A 19760-nucleotide genomic window follows, 5' to 3' on the forward strand; every position below is an offset into this window, starting at 1 on the left:
AGTGCCCTCCCAGGAGCCCCCGCGTCGCCGCGTCCCCGGCCCCGCCCGCCCGGCGGCCCGCCCCCGGCCCGCCTCCGCGGGATCCGGCGCCCGGAACGGCGGCCGTACCCCCCGGCCCGCCGCCCGCCCCGCCGCGCGCCGCCCGGCACCGCCCCGCCCGCCGGCCCGCAAGCCCCGCACCATCAAGCTCGGCAGCCCCCGGCCCCGGCTGCGCCTGATCTCCCTGGGCCTCACCCTCGTCATGCTGGTCTTCGTGGTGCGGCTGCTCCAGGTCCAGGCCGTCGACGCCAGCGCGTACGCGGCCAAGGCCGACAAGTACCGCTACCAGGAGTACACGCTCTCCGCCGAGCGCGGCGAGATCACCGACCGCAACGGCATCGCCCTCGCCACCAGCGTCGACGCCTACGACATCACCGCCGACCCGAAGCTCTTCACCCCCGAGGAGTCCAAGGTCCGCGACGCGCCCGAACAGGCCGCCGCGCTCCTCGCCCCGATCCTCGGCAAGGAACCGGCCGAGCTGGCCAAGAAGCTCCGGACCCCCAAGTCCCGCTACACCCTGCTCGCCCGCAAGCAGACCCCGCAGGTCTGGAACCAGATCAAGGACCTCAAGAAGGTCTACGCGCAGAAGGCCCAGGCCCCCGGCGGCACCGGCGTCAACCTGCTCGGCGGCGTCCTCAGCGAGCCCAGCACCAAGCGCGTCTACCCCAACGGGGACCTCGGCGCCGGGATACTGGGCTTCGTCAACGCCGAGGGCCGCGGCGCCGGCGGCGTCGAATCCCTGCTCGACCCCGAACTCGCGGGCAAGGACGGGAAGATCCGCTTCACCGCCTCCGGCGGCCGGCAGGTCCCCACCGCCGGCTCCCAGGGCACCCCCGCCGTCCCCGGCTCCGACGTCGAGCTCACCATCGACCGGGACATCCAGTGGGCCGCCCAGCAGGCCATCAGCGAGCAGGTCCGCAAGTCGAAGGCCGACCGCGGTTACGTCATCGTCCAGGACACCCGCACCGGCGAGGTCCTCGCCATGGCCAACGCCCCCGGCTTCGACCCCAACGACCTCTCCGCCGCCAACGCCGCCGCCATGGGCAACGCGGCCCTCCAGGACGCCTACGAGCCCGGCTCCACCAGCAAGGTCATGTCCATGGCCGCCGTCCTGGAGGAGGGCAAGGCCGCCGCCGACACCCACGTCACCGTCCCCAACCGGCTCCACCGCGGCGACCGGCTCTTCAAGGACGACATCGACCACCCGACCTGGTACCTGACGCTCAACGGCGTCCTCGCCAAGTCCAGCAACATCGGCACCATCCTCGCCACCGGCCAGCTCGGCAAGGACCAGGCCGAGTCCAACCGGATCCTCGACGGCTACCTCCGCCGCTTCGGCATCGGCAGCCCCACCGGCCTCGGCTTCCCCGGCGAGACCGCCGGCATCCTCGCCAAGCCCGAGGACTGGTCCACCTCGCAGCAGTACACGATCCCCTTCGGTCAGGGCCTCTCCGTCAACGCCCTCCAGGCCGCCTCCGTCTACTCGACGATCGCCAACGGAGGCGTACGGATCGAACCCACCCTGGTCCGCGGTACCAAGGGCCCCGACGGGCGCTTCGCCCCCGCCGGGAAGCCCGCCGAGAACCGCGTGGTCAGCGAGCAGACCGCCAAGACCCTCGCCCGGATGCTGGAATCCGTCGTCGACGACCGCGAGGGCACCGGCACCAAGGCCGCCATCCCCGGCTACCGCGTCGCCGGAAAGACCGGCACGGCCAACCGCGTCGACCCCGAACTCGGCCGCTACAAGGGCTACACCGCCTCCTTCGCCGGCTTCGCCCCCGCCGACCAGCCCCGGGTCACCGTCTACTGCGCCATCCAGAACCCCACCAAGGGCAGCTACTTCGGCGGCCAGATCTGCGGCCCCATCTACAAGAAGGTCATGGAGTTCGCGCTCAAGACCCTCCACGTGGCCCCCACCGGCAGCGCGCCCCCGCGTCTGCCGGTCACCTTCGAACCCACCCCGTGACCCCCGGGAGCACCACCAGTGACGACGATCACCCCCCATTCCGGGAACCGGAAATCGAACTCCGGCGACGCCCGCGGCTCGTTTGGTCCCCCGCAGGGTGCGCCCGGTACGCTCACCGCCGTGCCACACGCTGATCAGTCCCGAACCGCCCCGCCCCGCCCGGAGCGGGCCCGCCCGACACCCCTGGGCGAGCTCGCGGCACGGCTGGGCACCGAGCTCCCCGACGCCGCACAGGGCGTCCCGGTCTCGGGCATCACCCACGACTCCCGGGCGGTGCGCCCCGGGGACGTGTACGCGGCCCTGCCCGGCGCCCGCGCGCACGGCGCCGACTTCGTCGCCCAGGCCGCCGGCCTCGGCGCCGCCGCGGTCCTCACCGACCCGACCGGAGCCGACCGCGCCGCCGCCACCGGCCTGCCCGTCCTCGTCGTCGACAACCCGCGCGGCCGGATGGGCGAACTCGCCGCCGAGATCTACGGCCGCCCCGGCGAGGGCCTCCTCCGCATCGGCATCACCGGCACCTCCGGCAAGACCACCACCGCCTACCTCGTCGAGGGCGGGCTGCGCGGCGCCGGGAAGCACACCGGACTCGTCGGCACCGTCGAGATGCGGATCGGCGACGAGCGCATCAAGTCGGAGCGCACCACCCCCGAGGCCACCGACCTCCAGGCCCTCTTCGCCGTCATGCGCGAGCGGGGCGTCGAGGCCGTCGCCATGGAGGTCTCCAGCCACGCCCTCGTGCTCGGCCGGGTCGACGGCTGCGTCTTCGACGTCGCCGTCTTCAACAACCTCAGCCCGGAGCACATGGAGTTCCACTCCGACATGGAGGACTACTTCCGGGCCAAGGCGACCCTCTTCACCCCGGAGCGCAGCCGGCTCGGCGTCGTGAACGCCGACGACGAGTACGGCCGCCGGCTCGCGAAGGAGGCGACCGTCCCGGTCGTCACCTTCTCCGCCGAAGGCCGCGCCGACGCCGACTGGCGCGCCGAGGACGTCGTCCTGGGCGCCGCCGACTCCACCTTCACGGCCGTCGGCCCCGAGGGCGAGCGGATCCCCGCCACCGCCCCGCTGCCCGGCCCCTTCAACGTCGCCAACACCCTCGCCGCCATCGCGACCCTCGCGACCGCCGGGCTCGACCCGCGGACCGCCGCCGACGGCGTCGCCGCCGTCCCCGGCGTCCCCGGCCGCCTGGAGCGCGTCGACGCCGGCCAGCCGTACCTCGCCGTCGTCGACTACGCGCACAAGACCGACGCCGTCGAATCGGTGCTGCGCTCGCTCCGCGAGGTCACCGAGGGCCGGCTGCACGTGGTCATCGGCTGCGGCGGCGACCGGGACACCACCAAGCGCGGCCCGATGGGCGCCGCCACCGCGCGGCTCGCCGACACCGCCGTACTGACCTCCGACAACCCCCGCTCCGAGGACCCGCTCGCGATCCTCACCGCGATGCTCGCGGGCGCCGCCGAGGTGCCCGCCGCGGAGCGCGGCGCCGTCCTGGTCGAACCCGACCGGGCCGCCGCCATCGCCGCCGCCGTCGCCCGCGCCCGGCCGGGCGACACCGTCCTGGTCGCCGGCAAGGGCCACGAGCAGGGCCAGGAGATCGCCGGGCGGGTCCGTCCCTTCGACGACCGCCAGGTCCTCCGCGCCGCGATCGAAGCAGCGAACGAACACCGTCACCAGAACAGTCAGGGATGAAGCAGTGATCGCCCTCTCCCTCGCCGAGATCGCCGAAATCGTCGGCGGGCAGGCGCACGACATACCGGATCCGGGCGCCCGGATCACCGGGCCCGTCGTCATCGACTCCCGTGAGGTGAAGCCCGGCAGCCTCTTCGCCGCCTTCGCCGGCGAGCGCGTCGACGGCCACGACTACGCGGAGCGCGCCGTCGCGGCGGGCGCGGCGGCGGTGCTCGCCGCCCGCCCCGTCGGCGTCCCCGCGATCGTCGTGGACGACGTGCAGGGCGCCCTCGGCGCCCTCGCCCGCGCGGTCGTCGAGCGGCTCGGCACCGATGTCGTCGCCCTCACCGGCTCCGCCGGGAAGACCTCCACCAAGGACCTGATCGCCCAGGTCCTCGACCGCCACGCGCCCACCGTCTGGACGCCCGGCTCCCTCAACAACGAGATCGGCCTGCCGCTCACCGCGCTGAAGGCCACCGGGGAGACCCGGCACCTCGTCCTGGAGATGGGCGCCCGCGGCATCGGCCACATCCGCTACCTGACCGGGCTCACCCCGCCCCGGATCGGGCTCGTCCTCAACGTGGGCACCGCCCACATCGGCGAGTTCGGCGGACGCGAGCAGATCGCCGAGGCCAAGGGCGAGCTCGTCGAGTCCCTGCCGTCCGCCGAGGACGGCGGAGTGGCGGTCCTCAACGCCGACGACCCCCTCGTCCGCGCGATGGCGAGCCGCACCAAGGCCCGCGTGATCCTCTTCGGCGAAGCGGACGAAGCGGCCGTACGTGCCGAGAACGTCCGTCTCACAGGGACCGGACGGCCTTCTTTCACGCTCCACACACCCACCGGGTGCAGCGACGTGACCTTGCGCCTGTACGGTGAGCACCACGTGTCGAACGCGCTCGCAGCGGCCGCCGTCGCGCACGAGCTGGGCATGCCTGCCGAGGAGATCGCCACCGCGCTCTCCGAAGCCGGCTCCCTTTCGCGCTGGCGCATGGAGGTCACCGAGCGTCCGGACGGCGTGACGATCGTCAACGACGCCTACAACGCGAACCCCGAGTCCATGCGAGCCGCCCTGCGCGCGCTCGCGGCCATGGGCAGGGCCGGACAGGCCCGTGGGGCCCGTACGTGGGCGGTGCTCGGCAGGATGGCCGAGCTCGGTGACGCGTCGCTCGCCGAGCACGACGCGGTCGGACGGCTCGCCGTCCGGCTCAACGTCAGCAAGCTCGTCGCGGTCGGGGACAGGGAAGCGTCCTGGCTGCAACTGGGCGCCTATAACGAGGGTTCGTGGGGTGAGGAGTCGGTGCACGTGTCCGACGCGCAGGCGGCTGTCGACCTGTTGCGCAGGGAACTGCGCCCGGGGGACGTGGTCCTGGTGAAGGCCTCCCGGTCGGTCGGTCTCGAGCAGGTCGCGCTCGCGCTGCTCGACGCTGAGGGCGAGGTATCCGGCCGATGAGGCAGATCCTCTTCGCGGGGGCCATCGGCCTCTTCCTGACCCTGATCGGCACCCCGCTGCTCATCAAGCTGCTCGCCCGCAAGGGATACGGGCAGTTCATCCGCGACGACGGCCCCCGCGGCCACGCCGGGAAGAAGGGCACGCCCACCATGGGCGGCATCTCCTTCATCCTGGCCACGCTCATCGCGTACGCCCTGGCCAAGGTCATCACCGGCGAGGACCCGACGTACTCCGGCGTCCTGGTGCTGTTCCTGATGGCCGGTATGGGCCTGGTCGGCTTCCTCGACGACTACATCAAGATCGTCAAGCAGCGTTCGCTGGGCCTGCGGGCCAAGGCGAAGATGGCCGGCCAGCTGATCGTCGGCATCGCCTTCGCCGTGCTCTCGCTGCAGTTCGCGGACGCGCGCGGGCTCACCCCCGCCTCCGAGAAGCTCTCCTTCATCACGGACTTCGGCTGGTCCATCGGCCCGGTGCTCTTCGTGGTCTGGGCGCTCTTCATGATCCTGGCCATGTCCAACGGCGTGAACCTGACGGACGGTCTGGACGGCCTCGCCACCGGCGCCTCCGTGATGGTCTTCGGCGCCTACACCTTCATCGGGCTCTGGCAGTTCCAGGAGTCCTGCGCCAACGCGCTGACCCTGACCAACCCGAACGCCTGCTTCGAGGTCCGCGACCCGCTGGACCTCGCGGTCGTGGCCTCCGCCCTCATGGGCGCCTGCTTCGGCTTCCTGTGGTGGAACACCTCGCCCGCCAAGATCTTCATGGGCGACACCGGCTCCCTCGCGCTCGGCGGCGCGCTGGCCGGTCTCGCCATCTGCTCCCGTACGGAGCTGCTGCTCGCGCTGCTCGGCGGCCTGTTCGTGCTGATCACCCTCTCCGTGGTCATCCAGGTCGGCTCGTTCAAGATGACCGGCAAGCGCGTCTTCCGGATGGCCCCCCTCCAGCACCACTTCGAACTCAAGGGGTGGTCCGAGGTCCTGGTCGTCGTCCGGTTCTGGATCATCCAGGGCATGTGCGTCATCGTGGGCCTGGGCCTCTTCTACGCGGGATGGGCAGCCGACAAGTGAGCGAAGAGCTGGACTGGCAGGGCAAGCACGTCACGGTCGCGGGTCTCGGGGTGTCCGGCATCCCGGCCGCCCGGGCCCTGGCCGCCCGGGGCGCCGTGGTGACCGTCGTCAACGACGGGGACGACGAGCGCTCCCGGACACAGGCCGCCGCGCTGGAGGCGGAGGGGATCACCGTCCGCCTCGGCGACGGTGCGACCCTGCCGGCCGGCTCCGAACTGGTCGTCACCACCCCCGGCTGGCAGCCGGACAAGCCGCTCTTCGCGGCCGCCGCCGAGGCGGGCGTGGAGATCTGGGGCGACGTCGAGCTGGCCTGGCGACTGCGCGGCCCGGACGCGGCCCCCTGGCTGGCGATCACCGGCACCAACGGCAAGACCACCACGACCCGGATGCTCGCCTCCATCCTGGAGGCGGCCGGGCTGCGGACCGCCGCCGTCGGCAACATCGGCGTCTCGCTCCTCGACGCCGTCCTCGGCGACGAGGAGTACGACGTGCTCGCCGTCGAGCTCTCCAGCTACCAGCTGCACTGGGCGCCCTCCGTGCGCGCCCATTCGGCCGCCGTGCTCAACCTGGCGCCCGACCACCTCGACTGGCACGGCTCGATGGAGGCGTACGCCGCCGACAAGGGCCGTATCTACGAGGGCAACCAGGTCGCCTGCGTGTACAACGTGGCCGACCCGGTCACCGAGGACCTGGTGCGCGAGGCCGACGTCGAGGAGGGCTGCCGGGCGATCGGCTTCACCCTCGGCACCCCCGGCCCCTCCCAGCTCGGCGTCGTCGAGGGCATCCTCGTCGACCGGGCCTTCGTCGAGAACCGGCAGAAGAACGCCCAGGAGCTGGCCGAGGTCGCCGACGTGCAGCCGCCGGCCCCGCACAACATCGCCAACGCGCTCGCCGCGGCCGCCCTCGCGCGCGCCTTCGGCGTCGACGCCAAGGCCGTACGGGACGGACTGCGGGCCTTCCGGCCCGACCCGCACCGGATCGAACTGGTCGAGGAGATCGAGGGCGTGACGTACGTCGACGACTCCAAGGCCACCAACACCCACGCCGCCGAAGCCTCGTTGGCCGCCTACGACCCGATCGTCTGGATCGCCGGAGGCCTCGCCAAGGGCGCCACCTTCGACGAGCTCGTGCAGCGCTCGGCGAAGCGGCTGCGCGGGGCCGTGCTGATCGGCGCGGACCGCGCGCTGATCCGCGAAGCCCTGGCGCGACACGCCCCGGAGGTCCCGGTGGTGGACCTCGACCGGACCGACACTGGGGCGATGTCCGAGGCGGTCCGCGAGGCGGCCCGGCTCGCCCGCCCGGGGGACACCGTCCTCCTGGCCCCGGCCTGCGCCTCGATGGACATGTTCACCAACTACAACAAGCGGGGCGAGGCGTTCGCGGACGCGGTCCGCGCCCTCGCCGCCACCGGGGACGCCTGACCCGACCACTGCGAGGGTCCGGCCTACCGGGCCTGACCGGAGGGGGCAGCGAACCATGCCGAGCAAGATCGCCGGGACGCGCCGGCCCTCCGCCCGACCGGGCGGAGGGCGGGCCCCAGCGACCCCGCGGGGGGCGCGCGGCGGAGGCGTACGCGGGCTCTACACGCGGGCACAGCGGGCCTGGGACCGGCCGCTCACGGCGTATTACGTGATCATCGGAGCGGGGCTGCTCATCACCACGCTCGGCCTGGTGATGGTCTACTCGGCCTCGATGATCACGGCGCTCCGCTACGAGCTGGTGCCGTCCTACTTCTTCCGCAAGCAGTTCTTCGCGGCCCTGCTCGGCACCGGACTGCTGCTCGTCGCCTCCCGGATGCCGGTGAAGCTGCACCGGGCGCTGGCCTACCCGATCCTGGTCGGCGCGATCTTCCTCATGGTGCTCGTGCAGATCCCCGGGATAGGGCATTCCGTCGGCGGCAACCAGAACTGGATCTCGCTGGGCGGCCCGTTCATGCTCCAGCCCAGCGAGTTCGGCAAGCTCGGTCTGATCCTGTGGGGCGCCGACCTGCTCGCCCGCAAACAGGACATGAAGCTCCTGACCCAGTGGAAGCACATCCTCGTGCCGCTGGTCCCCGGCGCCTTCATGCTGCTCGGGCTGATCATGCTCGGCGGCGACATGGGCACCGCGATCATCCTCACCGCGATCCTCTTCGGCCTGCTGTGGACGGCCGGCGCCCCCACCCGCCTCTTCGTCGGGGTGCTCGTGGTGGCCGGTGCCCTCGGCGCGCTGCTCATCAGGACCAGCCCCCACCGGATGGACCGCTTCCAGTGCATCGGCGCCACCGATCCGGGGGGCGAGGGGGCCCCGTGCCTCCAGGCCGCGCACGGTATCTATGCTCTGGCGTCGGGCGGATGGTTCGGTTCCGGGCTCGGTGCGAGTGTGGAAAAATGGGGCCAACTGCCCGAAGCGCACACCGACTTCATCTTCGCGGTCACCGGTGAGGAACTGGGCCTCGCGGGGACGCTGTCGGTCGTCGCCCTGTTCGCGGCCCTAGGCTATGCGGGTATCCGCGTGGCCGGACGCACGGAGGACCCCTTCGTTCGATTCGCCGCGGGAGGCGTGACCACCTGGATCACGGCCCAGGCCGTGGTCAACATCGGTGCGGTGCTCGGTCTGCTGCCGATCGCCGGCGTCCCGCTCCCGCTGTTCTCGTACGGGGGGTCGGCCCTGCTGCCGACCATGTTCGCCGTCGGGCTCCTGATCGCCTTCGCGCGACAGGAACCCGCCGCGAAAGCGGCCCTGGCCATGCGCCGCCCCGGCTGGGGCAAGCGGGCCGGGGTGAGATGGAAGTCGATGCGACGGCGCGTCAAGAAGCGCCCGTCCGGAGAGCGGTGAATTTCGGTGCATGTCGTACTCGCCGGCGGGGGGACCGCCGGTCACATCGAGCCGGCGCTCGCCCTCGCGGACGCCCTGCGCAGGCAGGACCCGAGCGTGGGCATCACGGCGCTGGGCACGGAGAAGGGCCTGGAGACCCGGCTCGTGCCCGAGCGGGGCTACGAGCTGGCGCTCATCCCCGCCGTACCGCTGCCCCGCAAGCCCACCCCCGAGCTGATCACCGTCCCGGGGCGCCTGCGCGGCACGATCAAGGCCGCCGAGCAGGTCCTGGAGCGGACCAAGGCGGACTGTGTGGTCGGCTTCGGCGGTTACGTGGCGCTGCCCGGCTACCTCGCCGCCAAGCGCCTCGGCGTGCCGATCGTGGTCCACGAGGCCAACGCCCGGCCCGGCCTCGCCAACAAGATCGGCTCCCGGTACGCCGCCGGGGTCGGCGTCGCCACCCCGGACTCCAAGCTCCGCAACGCCCGTTACATCGGGATCCCGCTGCGGCACACCATCGCCACCCTCGACCGGGCGCGGGTCCGGCCCGAGGCGCGCGCCGCCTTCGGCCTCGACCCCAACCTGCCGACGCTGCTCGTCTCCGGCGGCTCCCAGGGCGCGCGCCGGCTCAACGAGGTCATCCAGCAGATCGCCCCGGTGCTCCAGCGCTCCGGCATCCAGATCCTGCACGCGGTCGGCCCGAAGAACGAGGTGCCGCGCGTCGACAACATGCCCGGAATGCCGCCGTACGTGCCGGTACCGTACGTGGACCGGATGGATCTCGCGTACGCCGCCGCCGACATGATGCTCTGCCGCGCCGGCGCCATGACCGTCGCCGAGCTCTCCGCCGTCGGACTGCCCGCCGCCTACGTCCCGCTGCCCATCGGCAACGGCGAACAGCGGCTCAACGCGCAGCCGGTGGTCAAGGCCGGCGGCGGACTCCTCGTCGACGACGCGGAGCTGTCGCCGCAGTGGGTGCAGGCCAACGTCCTGCCCGTACTGGCCGATCCGCACCGGCTGTACGAGATGTCCCGCGCCGCCTCCGAGTTCGGCCGCCGGGACGCCGACGACCTGCTCGTCGGCATGGTGTACGAGGCGATCGCCGCCCGCCGACAGGCGTAGCGGGGGACCAGGGAAGAGGCGCGCGTGGCAGCCGGACCGACGACCGCGGAGAAGAGCGGCACCGAGAAGCCCAAGGGATCGTCGGACCGGCAGCCCCGGCCGGAAGGCACGGGCGGCCGCTTCCGTCCGACCGGACTGAAGCTCGCCCTGACCGCCGTCGGCCTGCTGCTGCTCGCCGGCGGCACGGTCTGGGCGCTCTACGGCTCCACCTGGTTCCGTGTGGAAGGTGTGAAGACTTCGGGCACGGCGGTGCTCACCCCGGCCCAGGTCGAGGCCGTCGCCGCCGTCCCGGTCGGCGCCCCCCTGGTCACCGTCGACACCGAAGCCATCGCGGCCCGGCTCCGGGAGGAACTCCCGCGCATCGCCTCGGTCGACGTGATCCGGTCCTGGCCGCACGGAATCGGGATCGAAGTGACCGAACGGAAACCCGTACTCCTTCTGGAAAAACGCGGATCCTTCACCGAAGTGGACGGCGACGCCGTTCCGTTCGCGACCGTCACCACCCCGCCCCGCGGCGTCCCCCGGCTGGTCCTCGACGCGGCGGCTTCGCCCAGCCTGCGGCGGTTCGACGCGGACCGGCTCCTCGCCGAGGCGGTGCGCGTACGGAGTGAACTCCCGGACGCGATCGCGAAGGACACTCGTGTCGTACGCCTCTCCTCGTACGACTCCGTCACTCTGGAACTCACCCGCGATCGCACCGTCTTCTGGGGCAGCGCCGAACACGGGCCCGCCAAGGCCCGGGTGCTGACCGCTCTCATGAAGGCGACCCCCAAAGCGGGGCACTTCGACGTAAGTGCCCCCAGCGCGCCCGCCTCGTCGGGAAGTTGACGCGCATCCGCGCTGGCCAGCACCCTGGTTGGCCAGCGCTACGGGTGATCACATAGGGTGAAAAGAAAAACGGGAGGTTCGGCGTGTTCGTTGAACACGCGCACCTTGTCGACTTAGTGTCCTGTTCGGAAGAGTCCAGCGGGCAGGGACACTGGTAACCCTAAACTTCAACGTTAGGGTTGGGGTCGGCGCACGGACCACCCCATCGGCATCCGTCGTCGCGGCGCGCAAACCACCGCGCAATGACGACACGTAACTCGAGGCGAGAGGCCTTCGACGTGGCAGCACCGCAGAACTACCTCGCAGTCATCAAGGTCATCGGTGTCGGCGGCGGTGGTGTCAATGCCATCAACCGAATGATCGAGGTCGGTCTCAAGGGCGTCGAGTTCATCGCCATCAACACCGACGCACAGGCACTGTTGATGAGCGACGCCGACGTCAAGCTCGACGTCGGCCGTGAACTGACCCGCGGCCTCGGGGCCGGGGCGAACCCCGCCGTCGGCCGCAAGGCCGCCGAAGACCACCGCGAGGAGATCGAGGAGGTCCTCAAGGGGGCCGACATGGTCTTCGTCACCGCCGGCGAGGGCGGCGGCACCGGCACCGGCGGCGCGCCCGTCGTCGCCAACATCGCGCGCTCGCTCGGCGCGCTCACCATCGGCGTGGTCACCCGCCCCTTCACCTTCGAGGGCCGGCGCCGCGCCAACCAGGCGGAGGACGGCATCGCCGAGCTCCGCGAAGAGGTCGACACCCTCATCGTCATCCCGAACGACCGGCTGCTGTCCATCTCGGACCGCCAGGTGTCGGTCCTCGACGCCTTCAAGTCGGCCGACCAGGTCCTGCTCAGCGGTGTCCAGGGCATCACCGACCTCATCACCACCCCGGGTCTGATCAACCTCGACTTCGCCGACGTCAAGTCGGTCATGTCCGAGGCCGGCTCCGCCCTCATGGGCATCGGCTCCGCCCGCGGCGACGACCGCGCGGTGGCCGCCGCCGAGATGGCGATCTCCTCGCCGCTCCTGGAGGCGTCCATCGACGGCGCCCGCGGTGTGCTGCTCTCCATCTCCGGCGGCAGCGACCTCGGTCTCTTCGAGATCAACGAGGCCGCCCAGCTGGTCAGCGAGGCCGCCCACCCGGAGGCCAACATCATCTTCGGCGCCGTCATCGACGACGCCCTCGGCGACGAGGTCCGGGTCACCGTCATCGCGGCCGGCTTCGACGGCGGCCAGCCGCCGGCCCGCCGGGACAACATCATCGGCTCGGTCTCCGCCAAGCGCGAGGAGCCGGCCCCGGCCCCCCGCGTCGCCGAGACCCCCCGCCCGCTCGGCGGCCTCGGCACGGTGACCCCGCGCGAGGAGCCCGCGGCCGCCCCGGTCGAGCCGGTCCCGGCCGTCAACGAGGCCCCGCTGCCGCCCGCCCCGCCGGTGGTCCCGCCGGCCCGTCCGTACGCGGACAGCCCCGCCGAGGAGCTGGACGTGCCGGACTTCCTGAAGTGATAGGGCACCGCCACACGACGAACGGCGCGCACTTCGCCTTCACCGACAGGTGGGGCGGGGTGAGCGCCGTTCCGTACGAGGAGCTCAACCTCGGCGGCGCCGTCGGCGACGACCCGGAGGCCGTACGGACCAACCGGGCCCGCGCCGCCGCCGGGCTCGGCCTCGACCCGGACCTCGTCGTCTGGATGAACCAGGTCCACGGCGCCGACGTCGCCGTGGTCGACGGCCCCTGGGAGCACGGCGAGGCCGTCCCCGCCGTCGACGCGATCGTCACCACCCGCCGCGGACTCGGCCTCGCCGTCCTCACCGCGGACTGCGTCCCCGTCCTCCTCGCCGACCCGGTCGCCGGTGTCGTCGCCGCCGCCCACGCCGGGCGGCCCGGCATGATCGCCGGAGTCGTCCCCGCCGCCGTCGCGGCGATGACGGAGCTCGGCGCCGAGCCCGGCCGGATCACCGCCCGCACGGGCCCCGCCGTCTGCGGACGCTGTTACGAGGTCCCCGAGGCGATGCGCGCCGAGGTCGCGGCCGTCGAACCCGACGCGTACGCGGAGACCTCCTGGGGCACCCCGGCCGTCGACGTCGCCGCCGGAGTCCGGGCCCAGCTCGCCCGGCTCGGCGTGACCGACGTCGAGGACGCCGGGGTCTGCACCCTGGAGTCCGGCGACCACTACTCGTACCGCCGCGACCGCACCACCGGGCGACTCGCGGGATATGTCTGGTTGGGCAGGTAAGAGGAATGACGGACCGTAAGTCCGAACTCGCGGAGAACCTGGCACGGGTGGAGGAGCGGATCGCCGCGGCCTGCGCCGCCGCCGGGCGGCCCCGCGAGGAGGTCACCCTGATCGTCGTCACCAAGACCTACCCCGCGAGCGATGTGCGGATCCTGCACGGACTCGGGGTGCGTCACGTGGCGGAGAACCGCGACCAGGACGCCGCGCCCAAGGCGGCCGCCTGCGCCGACCTCGATCTCGCCTGGCACTTCGTCGGTCAGTTGCAGACCAACAAGGTCAGATCCGTGGTGGGTTATGCCGATGTGGTGCAGTCCGTCGACCGGCTCAGGCTCGTCTCCTCGCTCTCCGCGGCGGCGGGGAAGGCCGGGCGGGAGCTCGGCTGCCTGATCCAGGTCGCCCTCGACGCCGAGGCGGGCGGCCGGGGCGACCGCGGCGGCGTCGCGCCCGACGGCGTCGAGGAGTTGGCCGCCGCCCTCGACGAGGCCCCCGGGCTGAGGCTCGCCGGACTCATGACGGTGGCCCCGCTCGTCGGGGAGTACGCCGGGCGGCAACGGGCCGCCTTCGACCGGCTGATGGATTTGTCGACTGCCCTGCGCGCGAACCGTCCGGCTGCGAACATGGTGTCAGCGGGAATGAGCGCGGACCTCGAGGACGCCATCGCCGCCGGGGCGACACACGTACGCGTCGGTACGGCGGTACTCGGAGTCCGCCCGAAGCTCGGGTAACGTCGCGAAGCAGGTCGGACCACAGCAGAAAATATGGTCATTCCGCGAACGGCGGGGTGACCGCGTGGATCGCGGGCACTTGGTGACGAGGCCGATCCACCACAGAGCGGAGGAATCGGAGCATGGCCGGCGCGATGCGCAAGATGGCGGTCTACCTCGGTCTCGTGGAGGACGATGGGTACGACGGCCGGGGCTTCGACCCCGACGACGACTTCGAACCCGAGCTGGAGCCGGAGCCCGAGAGGGAGCGGCGCCACACCCCCCCGCGCCAGATCGAGCGTGAGGAACCCGTGCGCGTGGTGGCCCCTCCGGCCCCCCGGGAACCGGTCGCCCACTCTGCCCCGGTACTCGCCGAAAGTGGACGTCCGGCCCGAATTGCCCCCGTGGCATCCATCACACCCGAACGCCCGAGCCTGGAGAAGAACGCACCGGTGATCATGCCCAAGGTCGTGTCCGAGCGGGAGCCGTACCGCATCACCACGCTCCACCCCCGGACCTACAACGAGGCCCGTACCATCGGGGAACACTTCCGTGAGGGCACCCCGGTGATCATGAACCTCACGGAGATGGACGACACGGACGCGAAGCGACTTGTCGACTTTGCCGCCGGACTCGTCTTCGGGCTCCATGGCAGCATTGAGCGCGTGACGCAGAAGGTGTTCCTGTTGTCGCCTGCTAACGTCGATGTCACGGCGGAGGACAAGGCCCGGATCGCAGAGGGCGGATTCTTCAACCAGAGCTGAGGAACGAGACCGGACGGACCGGCCGCGAGGGCGGTCGGAGCAAGCTGAGCACACGAGGGCCAGGGGAGAGGGAACAGCGGGATGGGCGTCGCACTACAGGTGGTCTACATCGCGCTGATGTGCTTCCTCGTCTTCCTGATCTTCCGGCTCGTCATGGACTACGTCTTCCAGTTCGCACGTTCATGGCAACCCGGTAAGGCGATGGTGGTCGTTCTGGAGGCCACCTACACTGTCACCGATCCACCGCTCAAGCTTCTGCGGCGGCTCATCCCGCCGCTTCGTCTCGGGGGCGTGGCACTCGACCTGTCCTTCTTCGTTCTGATGATCATCGTCTACATCCTCATCTCCGTCGTGAACTCCCTCGCGAGGTGAGTGTGGACGATACGGTCCTGCCGACTGCCGACGACTACGTAGAGGTGAAGAAGAGATGCCGCTGACTCCTGAGGACGTGCGGAACAAGCAGTTCACGACCGTCCGCCTGCGAGAAGGCTATGACGAGGACGAGGTCGATGCCTTTCTCGACGAGGTCGAGGCCGAGCTGACCCGTCTGCTCCGCGAGAACGAGGACCTGCGCGCCAAGCTGGCCGCGGCCACGCGTGCGGCCGCGCAGAACCAGCAGCAGGCCATGCGCAAGCCCCCGGAGCCGCAGGACCGTCCCGTCGGACCCGGCGCCCCGGTGCCCGCCGCCATATCCGGTCCGCCGGTCCAGCAGCAGCCGCCGCAGATGGGCCCGCCGCAGCTGCCTTCCGGTGCTCCTCAGCTTCCCGCCGGCCCCATGCAGGGCGGACCCATGGGTCCCGGCCCGATGCAGGGCGGTCCGATGGGTCCCGGCCCGATGCAGGGCGGCCCCATGGGTCACCCGCAGCAGCAGCAGATGCAGCCGCAGCCTCCGCAGCAGCCCGGTGGCGACAGCGCCGCGCGTGTCCTCTCGCTGGCCCAGCAGACCGCCGACCAGGCGATCGCCGAGGCCCGCTCCGAGGCCAACAAGATCGTCGGCGAGGCGCGCTCGCGCGCCGAGGGCCTGGAGCGCGACGCCCGCGCCAAGGCGGACGCTCTTGAGCGGGACGCGCAGGAGAAGCACCGCGTCGCGATGGGCTCCCTGGAGTCCGCGCGTGCCACCCTCGAGCGCAAGGTCGAGGACCTGCGGGGCTTCGAGCGCGAGTACCGGACCCGTCTGAAGTCCTACCTGGAGTCCCAGCTGCGTCAGCTGGAGACCCAGGCGGACGACTCGCTGGCTCCGCCGCGGACCCCGGCCACGGCCTCGCTGCCGCCGGCCCCGTCCATGGCCTCGGCCGGTGCGGGTGCGCCGTCCTACGGCGGCAACGGCCCGATGGGCGGCGGTCCGTCCATGGGCGGTGGCCCGTCCTACGGCGGCCAGCAGCAGATGTCCCCGGCGATGACCCAGCCGATGGCTCCGGTCCGTCCGCAGGCGCCGCAGCCGATGCAGCAGGCGCCGGCGCCGATGCGCGGCTTCCTGATCGACGAGGACGACAACTGAGGCGGCGCCTGAGCGTGCGCTGAGCACGTAGCCGTCGGCAGCCGAAGGGCCAGGACCTGGATCACTCCAGGCACCTGGCCCTTCGCCGTTCCCACGACCCGCATCCGGCCGTCCCCGCGTGGCGGTCGCGGCCATGCGGAAGGGCCCCGCACCGGGTGGTGCGGGGCCCTTCTCGGCGGGGGTTACGCCTTGCGGAGGTGGAAGGTGAGGGCCAGGGGCTCGTCCTCGAAGGCGGGGCCGTGGGACGCGTCGGGCTCGCCCTGCGCGAAGTCCGTCGCCAGCACCTCGTCCGCGATGAGCGTCGCGTGGACCGCCAGCGCCTCCGCCGTCTCGGGAGACGTCGACGTCCAGCGGAGCGCGATCCGGTCCGCGACGTCGAGGCCGCTGTTCTTGCGGGCCTCCTGGATGAGGCGGATCGCGTCACGGGCCAGGCCGGCACGGCGCAGCTCGGGGGTGATCTCCAGGTCCAGGGCGACCGTCGCGCCGGAGTCGGAGGCGACCGACCAGCCCTCGCGCGGGGTCTCCGTGATGATGATCTCCTCCGGCGTGACGGTGATCGTCTCGCCGTTCACCTCGAGCGGCGCCTCGCCGTCCCGCAGCGCCAGCGCCAGCGCCGCCGCGTCGGCCGCGGCCACCGCCTTCGCCACGTCCTGGACGCCCTTGCCGAAGCGCTTGCCGAGGGCGCGGAAGTTCGCCTTGGCCGTGGTGTCGACCAGCGAGCCGCCGACCTCGGAGAGGGAGGCGAGGGAGGAGACGTTCAGCTCCTCCGTGATCTGCGCCTGGAGCTCGGGGGAGAGCGCCGCGAAGCCGTTCGCCGCGACGAGCGCGCGGGAGAGCGGCTGACGGGTCTTCACGCCGGACTCGGCGCGGGTGGCGCGGCCCAGCTCGACCAGACGGCGGACGAGCAGCATCTGCTCGGACAGCGTCCCGTCGATGAGCGCCGCGTCGGCCTCGGGCCAGGTCGCGAGGTGGACCGACTCGGGGGCGTCGGGCGTCACCGGGACGACGAGGTCCTGCCAGACCCGCTCCGTGATGAAGGGGGTGAGCGGGGCCATCAGGCGGGTGACGGTCTCGACGACGTCGTGCAGGGTCCGCAGGGCCGCCTTGTCGCCCTGCCAGAAGCGGCGGCGGGAGCGGCGCACGTACCAGTTGGACAGGTCGTCGACGAAGGCCGAGATCAGCTTGCCGGTGCGCTGGGTGTCGTACGCCTCCATCGCCTCGGTCGTCTCGGCGACCAGCGTGTTCAGCTCGGAGAGCAGCCAGCGGTCGAGGACCGTGCGGTCGGCCGGCGCCGGGTCGGCCGCGGACGGCGCCCAGCCGGACGTACGGGCGTACAGGGCCTGGAAGGCGACCGTGTTCCAGTAGGTGAGGAGCGTCTTGCGGACGACCTCCTGGATGGTGCCGTGGCCGACCCGGCGGGCCGCCCAGGGGGAGCCGCCGGCGGCCATGAACCAGCGCACGGCGTCGGCGCCGTGCTGGTCCATGAGCGGGATCGGCTGGAGGATGTTGCCGAGGTGCTTGGACATCTTGCGGCCGTCCTCGGCGAGGATGTGGCCGAGGCAGACCACGTTCTCGTACGAGGACTTGTCGAAGACGAGTGTGCCGACGGCCATCAGGGTGTAGAACCAGCCGCGGGTCTGGTCGATGGCCTCGGAGATGAACTGCGCCGGGTAGCGGGACTCGAACAGTTCCTTGTTCTTGTACGGGTAGCCGTACTGGGCGAACGGCATGGAGCCCGAGTCGTACCAGGCGTCGATGACCTCGGGCACGCGCGTGGCGGTCTTCGTGCAGCTGGGGCACGGGAAGGTGACCGCGTCGATGTACGGGCGGTGCGGGTCGAGGTCCGACTGGTCGGTGCCGGTCAGCTCGGTGAGCTCGGCGCGCGAGCCGACGCAGGTCAGGTGGTCGTCCTCGCAGCGCCAGATCGGCAGCGGGGTGCCCCAGTAGCGGTTGCGGGAGAGGGCCCAGTCGACGTTGTTGGTGAGCCAGTCCCCGAAGCGGCCGTGCTTGACGGAGTCCGGGAACCAGTTGGTCTTCTCGTTCTCCTCCAGGAGCCGGTCCTTGACGGCGGTCGTCCGGATGTACCAGGACGGCTGCGCGTAGTAGAGCAGGGCCGTGTGGCAGCGCCAGCAGTGCGGGTAGCTGTGCTCGTACGGGATGTGCCGGTAGAGCAGGCCGCGGGCGTCGAGGTCGGCGGTGAGCGCCTCGTCGGCCTTCTTGAAGAAGACGCCGCCGACCAGCGGCACGTCCTCCTCGAAGGTGCCGTCGGGGCGGACGGGGTTGACCACCGGCAGGCCGTACGCCTTGCAGACCTTGAGGTCGTCCTCACCGAAGGCGGGGGACTGGTGGACGAGACCGGTGCCGTCCTCGGTCGTCACGTACTCGGCGTTGACCACGTAGTGGGCCGGGGCGTCGAACGGGACCAGCTCGAAGGGGCGCTGGTAGGTCCAGCGCTCCATCTCCTTGCCGGTGAAGGACTCGCCGGTGGTGACCCAGCCCTCGCCGAGGGCCTTGTCGAGCAGCGGCTCGGCCACGACGATCTGCTCGTCGCCGTCCGTGGCGACCACGTAGGTGACCTCGGGGTGGGCGGCGACGGCCGTGTTGGAGACCAGCGTCCAGGGGGTCGTCGTCCAGACGAGGAGCGCGGCCCGGCCGGCGAGCGGGCCGGAGGTCAGCGGGAAGCGGACGTAGACCGAGGGGTCGACGACCGTCTCGTAGCCCTGGGCCAGCTCGTGGTCGGAGAGGCCGGTGCCGCAGCGGGGGCACCAGGGGGCGACGCGGTGGTCCTGGACGAGCAGGTCCTTGTCGAAGATCTGCTTGAGCGACCACCAGACCGACTCGATGTACGAGGGGTCCATGGTGCGGTAGGCGTCGTCGAGGTCGACCCAGTAGCCCATCCGGGTCGTCAGCTCGGCGAAGGCGTCGGTGTGGCGGGTCACCGACTCGCGGCACTTCGCGTTGAACTCCGCGATGCCGTACTCCTCGATGTCCTTCTTGCCGGAGAAGCCGAGTTCCTTCTCGACGGCGAGCTCGACCGGGAGGCCGTGGCAGTCCCAGCCGGCCTTGCGGGCCACGTGGTAGCCGCGCATGGTGCGGAAGCGCGGGAAGACGTCCTTGAAGACGCGGGCCTCGATGTGGTGGGCGCCCGGCATGCCGTTGGCGGTCGGCGGGCCCTCGTAGAACACCCACTCGGGGCGGCCCTCGGACTGCTCCAGGGTCTTCGCGAAGACCTTGTTCTCCTGCCAGAAGTCGAGCACGGCGTGCTCGAGCGCGGACAGGTCGACCTGGGCGGGCACCTGGCGGTACTGCGGCGTGGTCATGCGGCGGACTCTCCTCCGGACGGACATTTCCTGCTTCCGTCGGAGGGACGAGAGCCGTGCTCCCGCGGTACCACCCTCCTTGGCCCCGGGCGTGACCGTCCGAAGCCCCCTCATTGGGGTCGCGACACCGGGTCTAGTCACCGCGCTTCGTGGTGCGTGTGCACGCGGCTTTCTTCCGGCAGCTCCGGGGTGATGCTTCGCATCGGGCTCGCCCCCGGGCTCTCACCGTCCCCGGGTCGCTCATGGCTCGCGTACGACGCTACTGGTCCCCATCGACGCCTCTCGCTGAGGCCAGTGTACGGGGCGCGGGGGTG

15 protein-coding genes are annotated in these 19760 nt (G+C 71.8%); 14 read left to right on the forward strand and 1 reads right to left on the reverse strand.

The window, feature by feature from the left end; genetic code table 11:
- The first annotated feature begins 1 nt into the window (after nt 1).
- From ABZ621_RS03930 to ABZ621_RS03995, 14 genes are all read left to right on the forward strand, one after another.
- Nucleotides 2–2005 carry a penicillin-binding protein 2 gene (locus ABZ621_RS03930; protein ID WP_360600390.1) on the forward strand — a complete coding sequence of 668 codons (2004 nt, stop codon included), beginning with the start codon at nt 2–4 and terminating at the stop codon, nt 2003–2005.
- A gap of 18 nt (nt 2006–2023) precedes the next feature.
- Nucleotides 2024–3694: a UDP-N-acetylmuramoyl-L-alanyl-D-glutamate--2,6-diaminopimelate ligase gene (locus tag ABZ621_RS03935; protein ID WP_360600392.1), complete on the forward strand. Its 1671-nt coding sequence runs from the start codon at nt 2024–2026 to the stop codon at nt 3692–3694.
- Nucleotides 3695–3698: 4 nt separating this feature from the next.
- Entirely contained in the window at nt 3699–5123 is a 1425-nt protein-coding gene (gene murF, locus ABZ621_RS03940) for a UDP-N-acetylmuramoyl-tripeptide--D-alanyl-D-alanine ligase (protein ID WP_360600394.1), read from the forward strand.
- Nucleotides 5120–6190 carry a phospho-N-acetylmuramoyl-pentapeptide-transferase gene (gene mraY / locus ABZ621_RS03945; protein ID WP_360600396.1) on the forward strand — a complete coding sequence of 357 codons (1071 nt, stop codon included), beginning with the start codon at nt 5120–5122 and terminating at the stop codon, nt 6188–6190. Before murF ends, mraY begins: the two co-directional genes overlap by 4 nt.
- Nucleotides 6172–7611 carry a UDP-N-acetylmuramoyl-L-alanine--D-glutamate ligase gene (gene murD / locus ABZ621_RS03950; RefSeq protein ID WP_360600398.1) on the forward strand — a complete coding sequence of 480 codons (1440 nt, stop codon included), beginning with the start codon at nt 6172–6174 and terminating at the stop codon, nt 7609–7611. Before mraY ends, murD begins: the two co-directional genes overlap by 19 nt.
- A 55-nt stretch (nt 7612–7666) precedes the next feature.
- Nucleotides 7667–9007: a putative lipid II flippase FtsW gene (gene ftsW / locus ABZ621_RS03955; protein ID WP_360600400.1), complete on the forward strand. Its 1341-nt coding sequence runs from the start codon at nt 7667–7669 to the stop codon at nt 9005–9007.
- 6 nt (nt 9008–9013) lie between these two features.
- Nucleotides 9014–10108 (forward strand): undecaprenyldiphospho-muramoylpentapeptide beta-N-acetylglucosaminyltransferase, encoded by a 1095-nt coding sequence (murG, locus tag ABZ621_RS03960; RefSeq protein WP_169085706.1) that lies wholly within the window; start codon nt 9014–9016, stop codon nt 10106–10108.
- Between the two features lie 24 nt (nt 10109–10132).
- Nucleotides 10133–10936 carry an FtsQ-type POTRA domain-containing protein gene (locus tag ABZ621_RS03965; protein ID WP_360600402.1) on the forward strand — a complete coding sequence of 268 codons (804 nt, stop codon included), beginning with the start codon at nt 10133–10135 and terminating at the stop codon, nt 10934–10936.
- A gap of 278 nt (nt 10937–11214) precedes the next feature.
- The gene (gene ftsZ, locus ABZ621_RS03970) at nt 11215–12429 is read left to right on the forward strand and encodes a cell division protein FtsZ (protein WP_360600404.1); all 1215 of its coding nucleotides are present in this window, start codon (nt 11215–11217) and stop codon (nt 12427–12429) included.
- Entirely contained in the window at nt 12426–13160 is a 735-nt protein-coding gene (gene pgeF / locus ABZ621_RS03975; protein WP_360600406.1) for a peptidoglycan editing factor PgeF, read from the forward strand. Before ftsZ ends, pgeF begins: the two co-directional genes overlap by 4 nt.
- Before the next feature lie 5 nt (nt 13161–13165).
- Complete coding sequence (locus tag ABZ621_RS03980) at nt 13166–13885, forward strand: YggS family pyridoxal phosphate-dependent enzyme (RefSeq protein WP_360600408.1); 720 nt, start codon at nt 13166–13168, stop codon at nt 13883–13885.
- Between the two features lie 122 nt (nt 13886–14007).
- Complete coding sequence (gene sepF / locus ABZ621_RS03985; RefSeq protein ID WP_030748389.1) at nt 14008–14628, forward strand: cell division protein SepF; 621 nt, start codon at nt 14008–14010, stop codon at nt 14626–14628.
- A gap of 81 nt (nt 14629–14709) precedes the next feature.
- A complete protein-coding gene (locus ABZ621_RS03990) occupies nt 14710–15000 on the forward strand; it encodes a YggT family protein (protein WP_031007132.1) in 291 nt (96 codons plus the stop codon).
- 55 nt (nt 15001–15055) lie between these two features.
- Nucleotides 15056–16126, forward strand: a complete 1071-nt coding sequence (locus tag ABZ621_RS03995) for a DivIVA domain-containing protein (protein ID WP_359522677.1) — start codon at nt 15056–15058, stop codon at nt 16124–16126.
- 182 nt (nt 16127–16308) lie between these two features.
- Here the strand turns inward: ABZ621_RS03995 and ileS are convergent, their stop codons facing one another.
- Complete coding sequence (gene ileS, locus ABZ621_RS04000; RefSeq protein ID WP_360600411.1) at nt 16309–19446, reverse strand: isoleucine--tRNA ligase; 3138 nt, start codon at nt 19444–19446, stop codon at nt 16309–16311.
- Nucleotides 19447–19760 lie beyond the last annotated feature (314 nt).

The organism is Streptomyces sp. NPDC007863 (genome assembly GCF_040633895.1).
Taxonomy (GTDB): Bacteria; Actinomycetota; Actinomycetes; order Streptomycetales; family Streptomycetaceae; genus Streptomyces.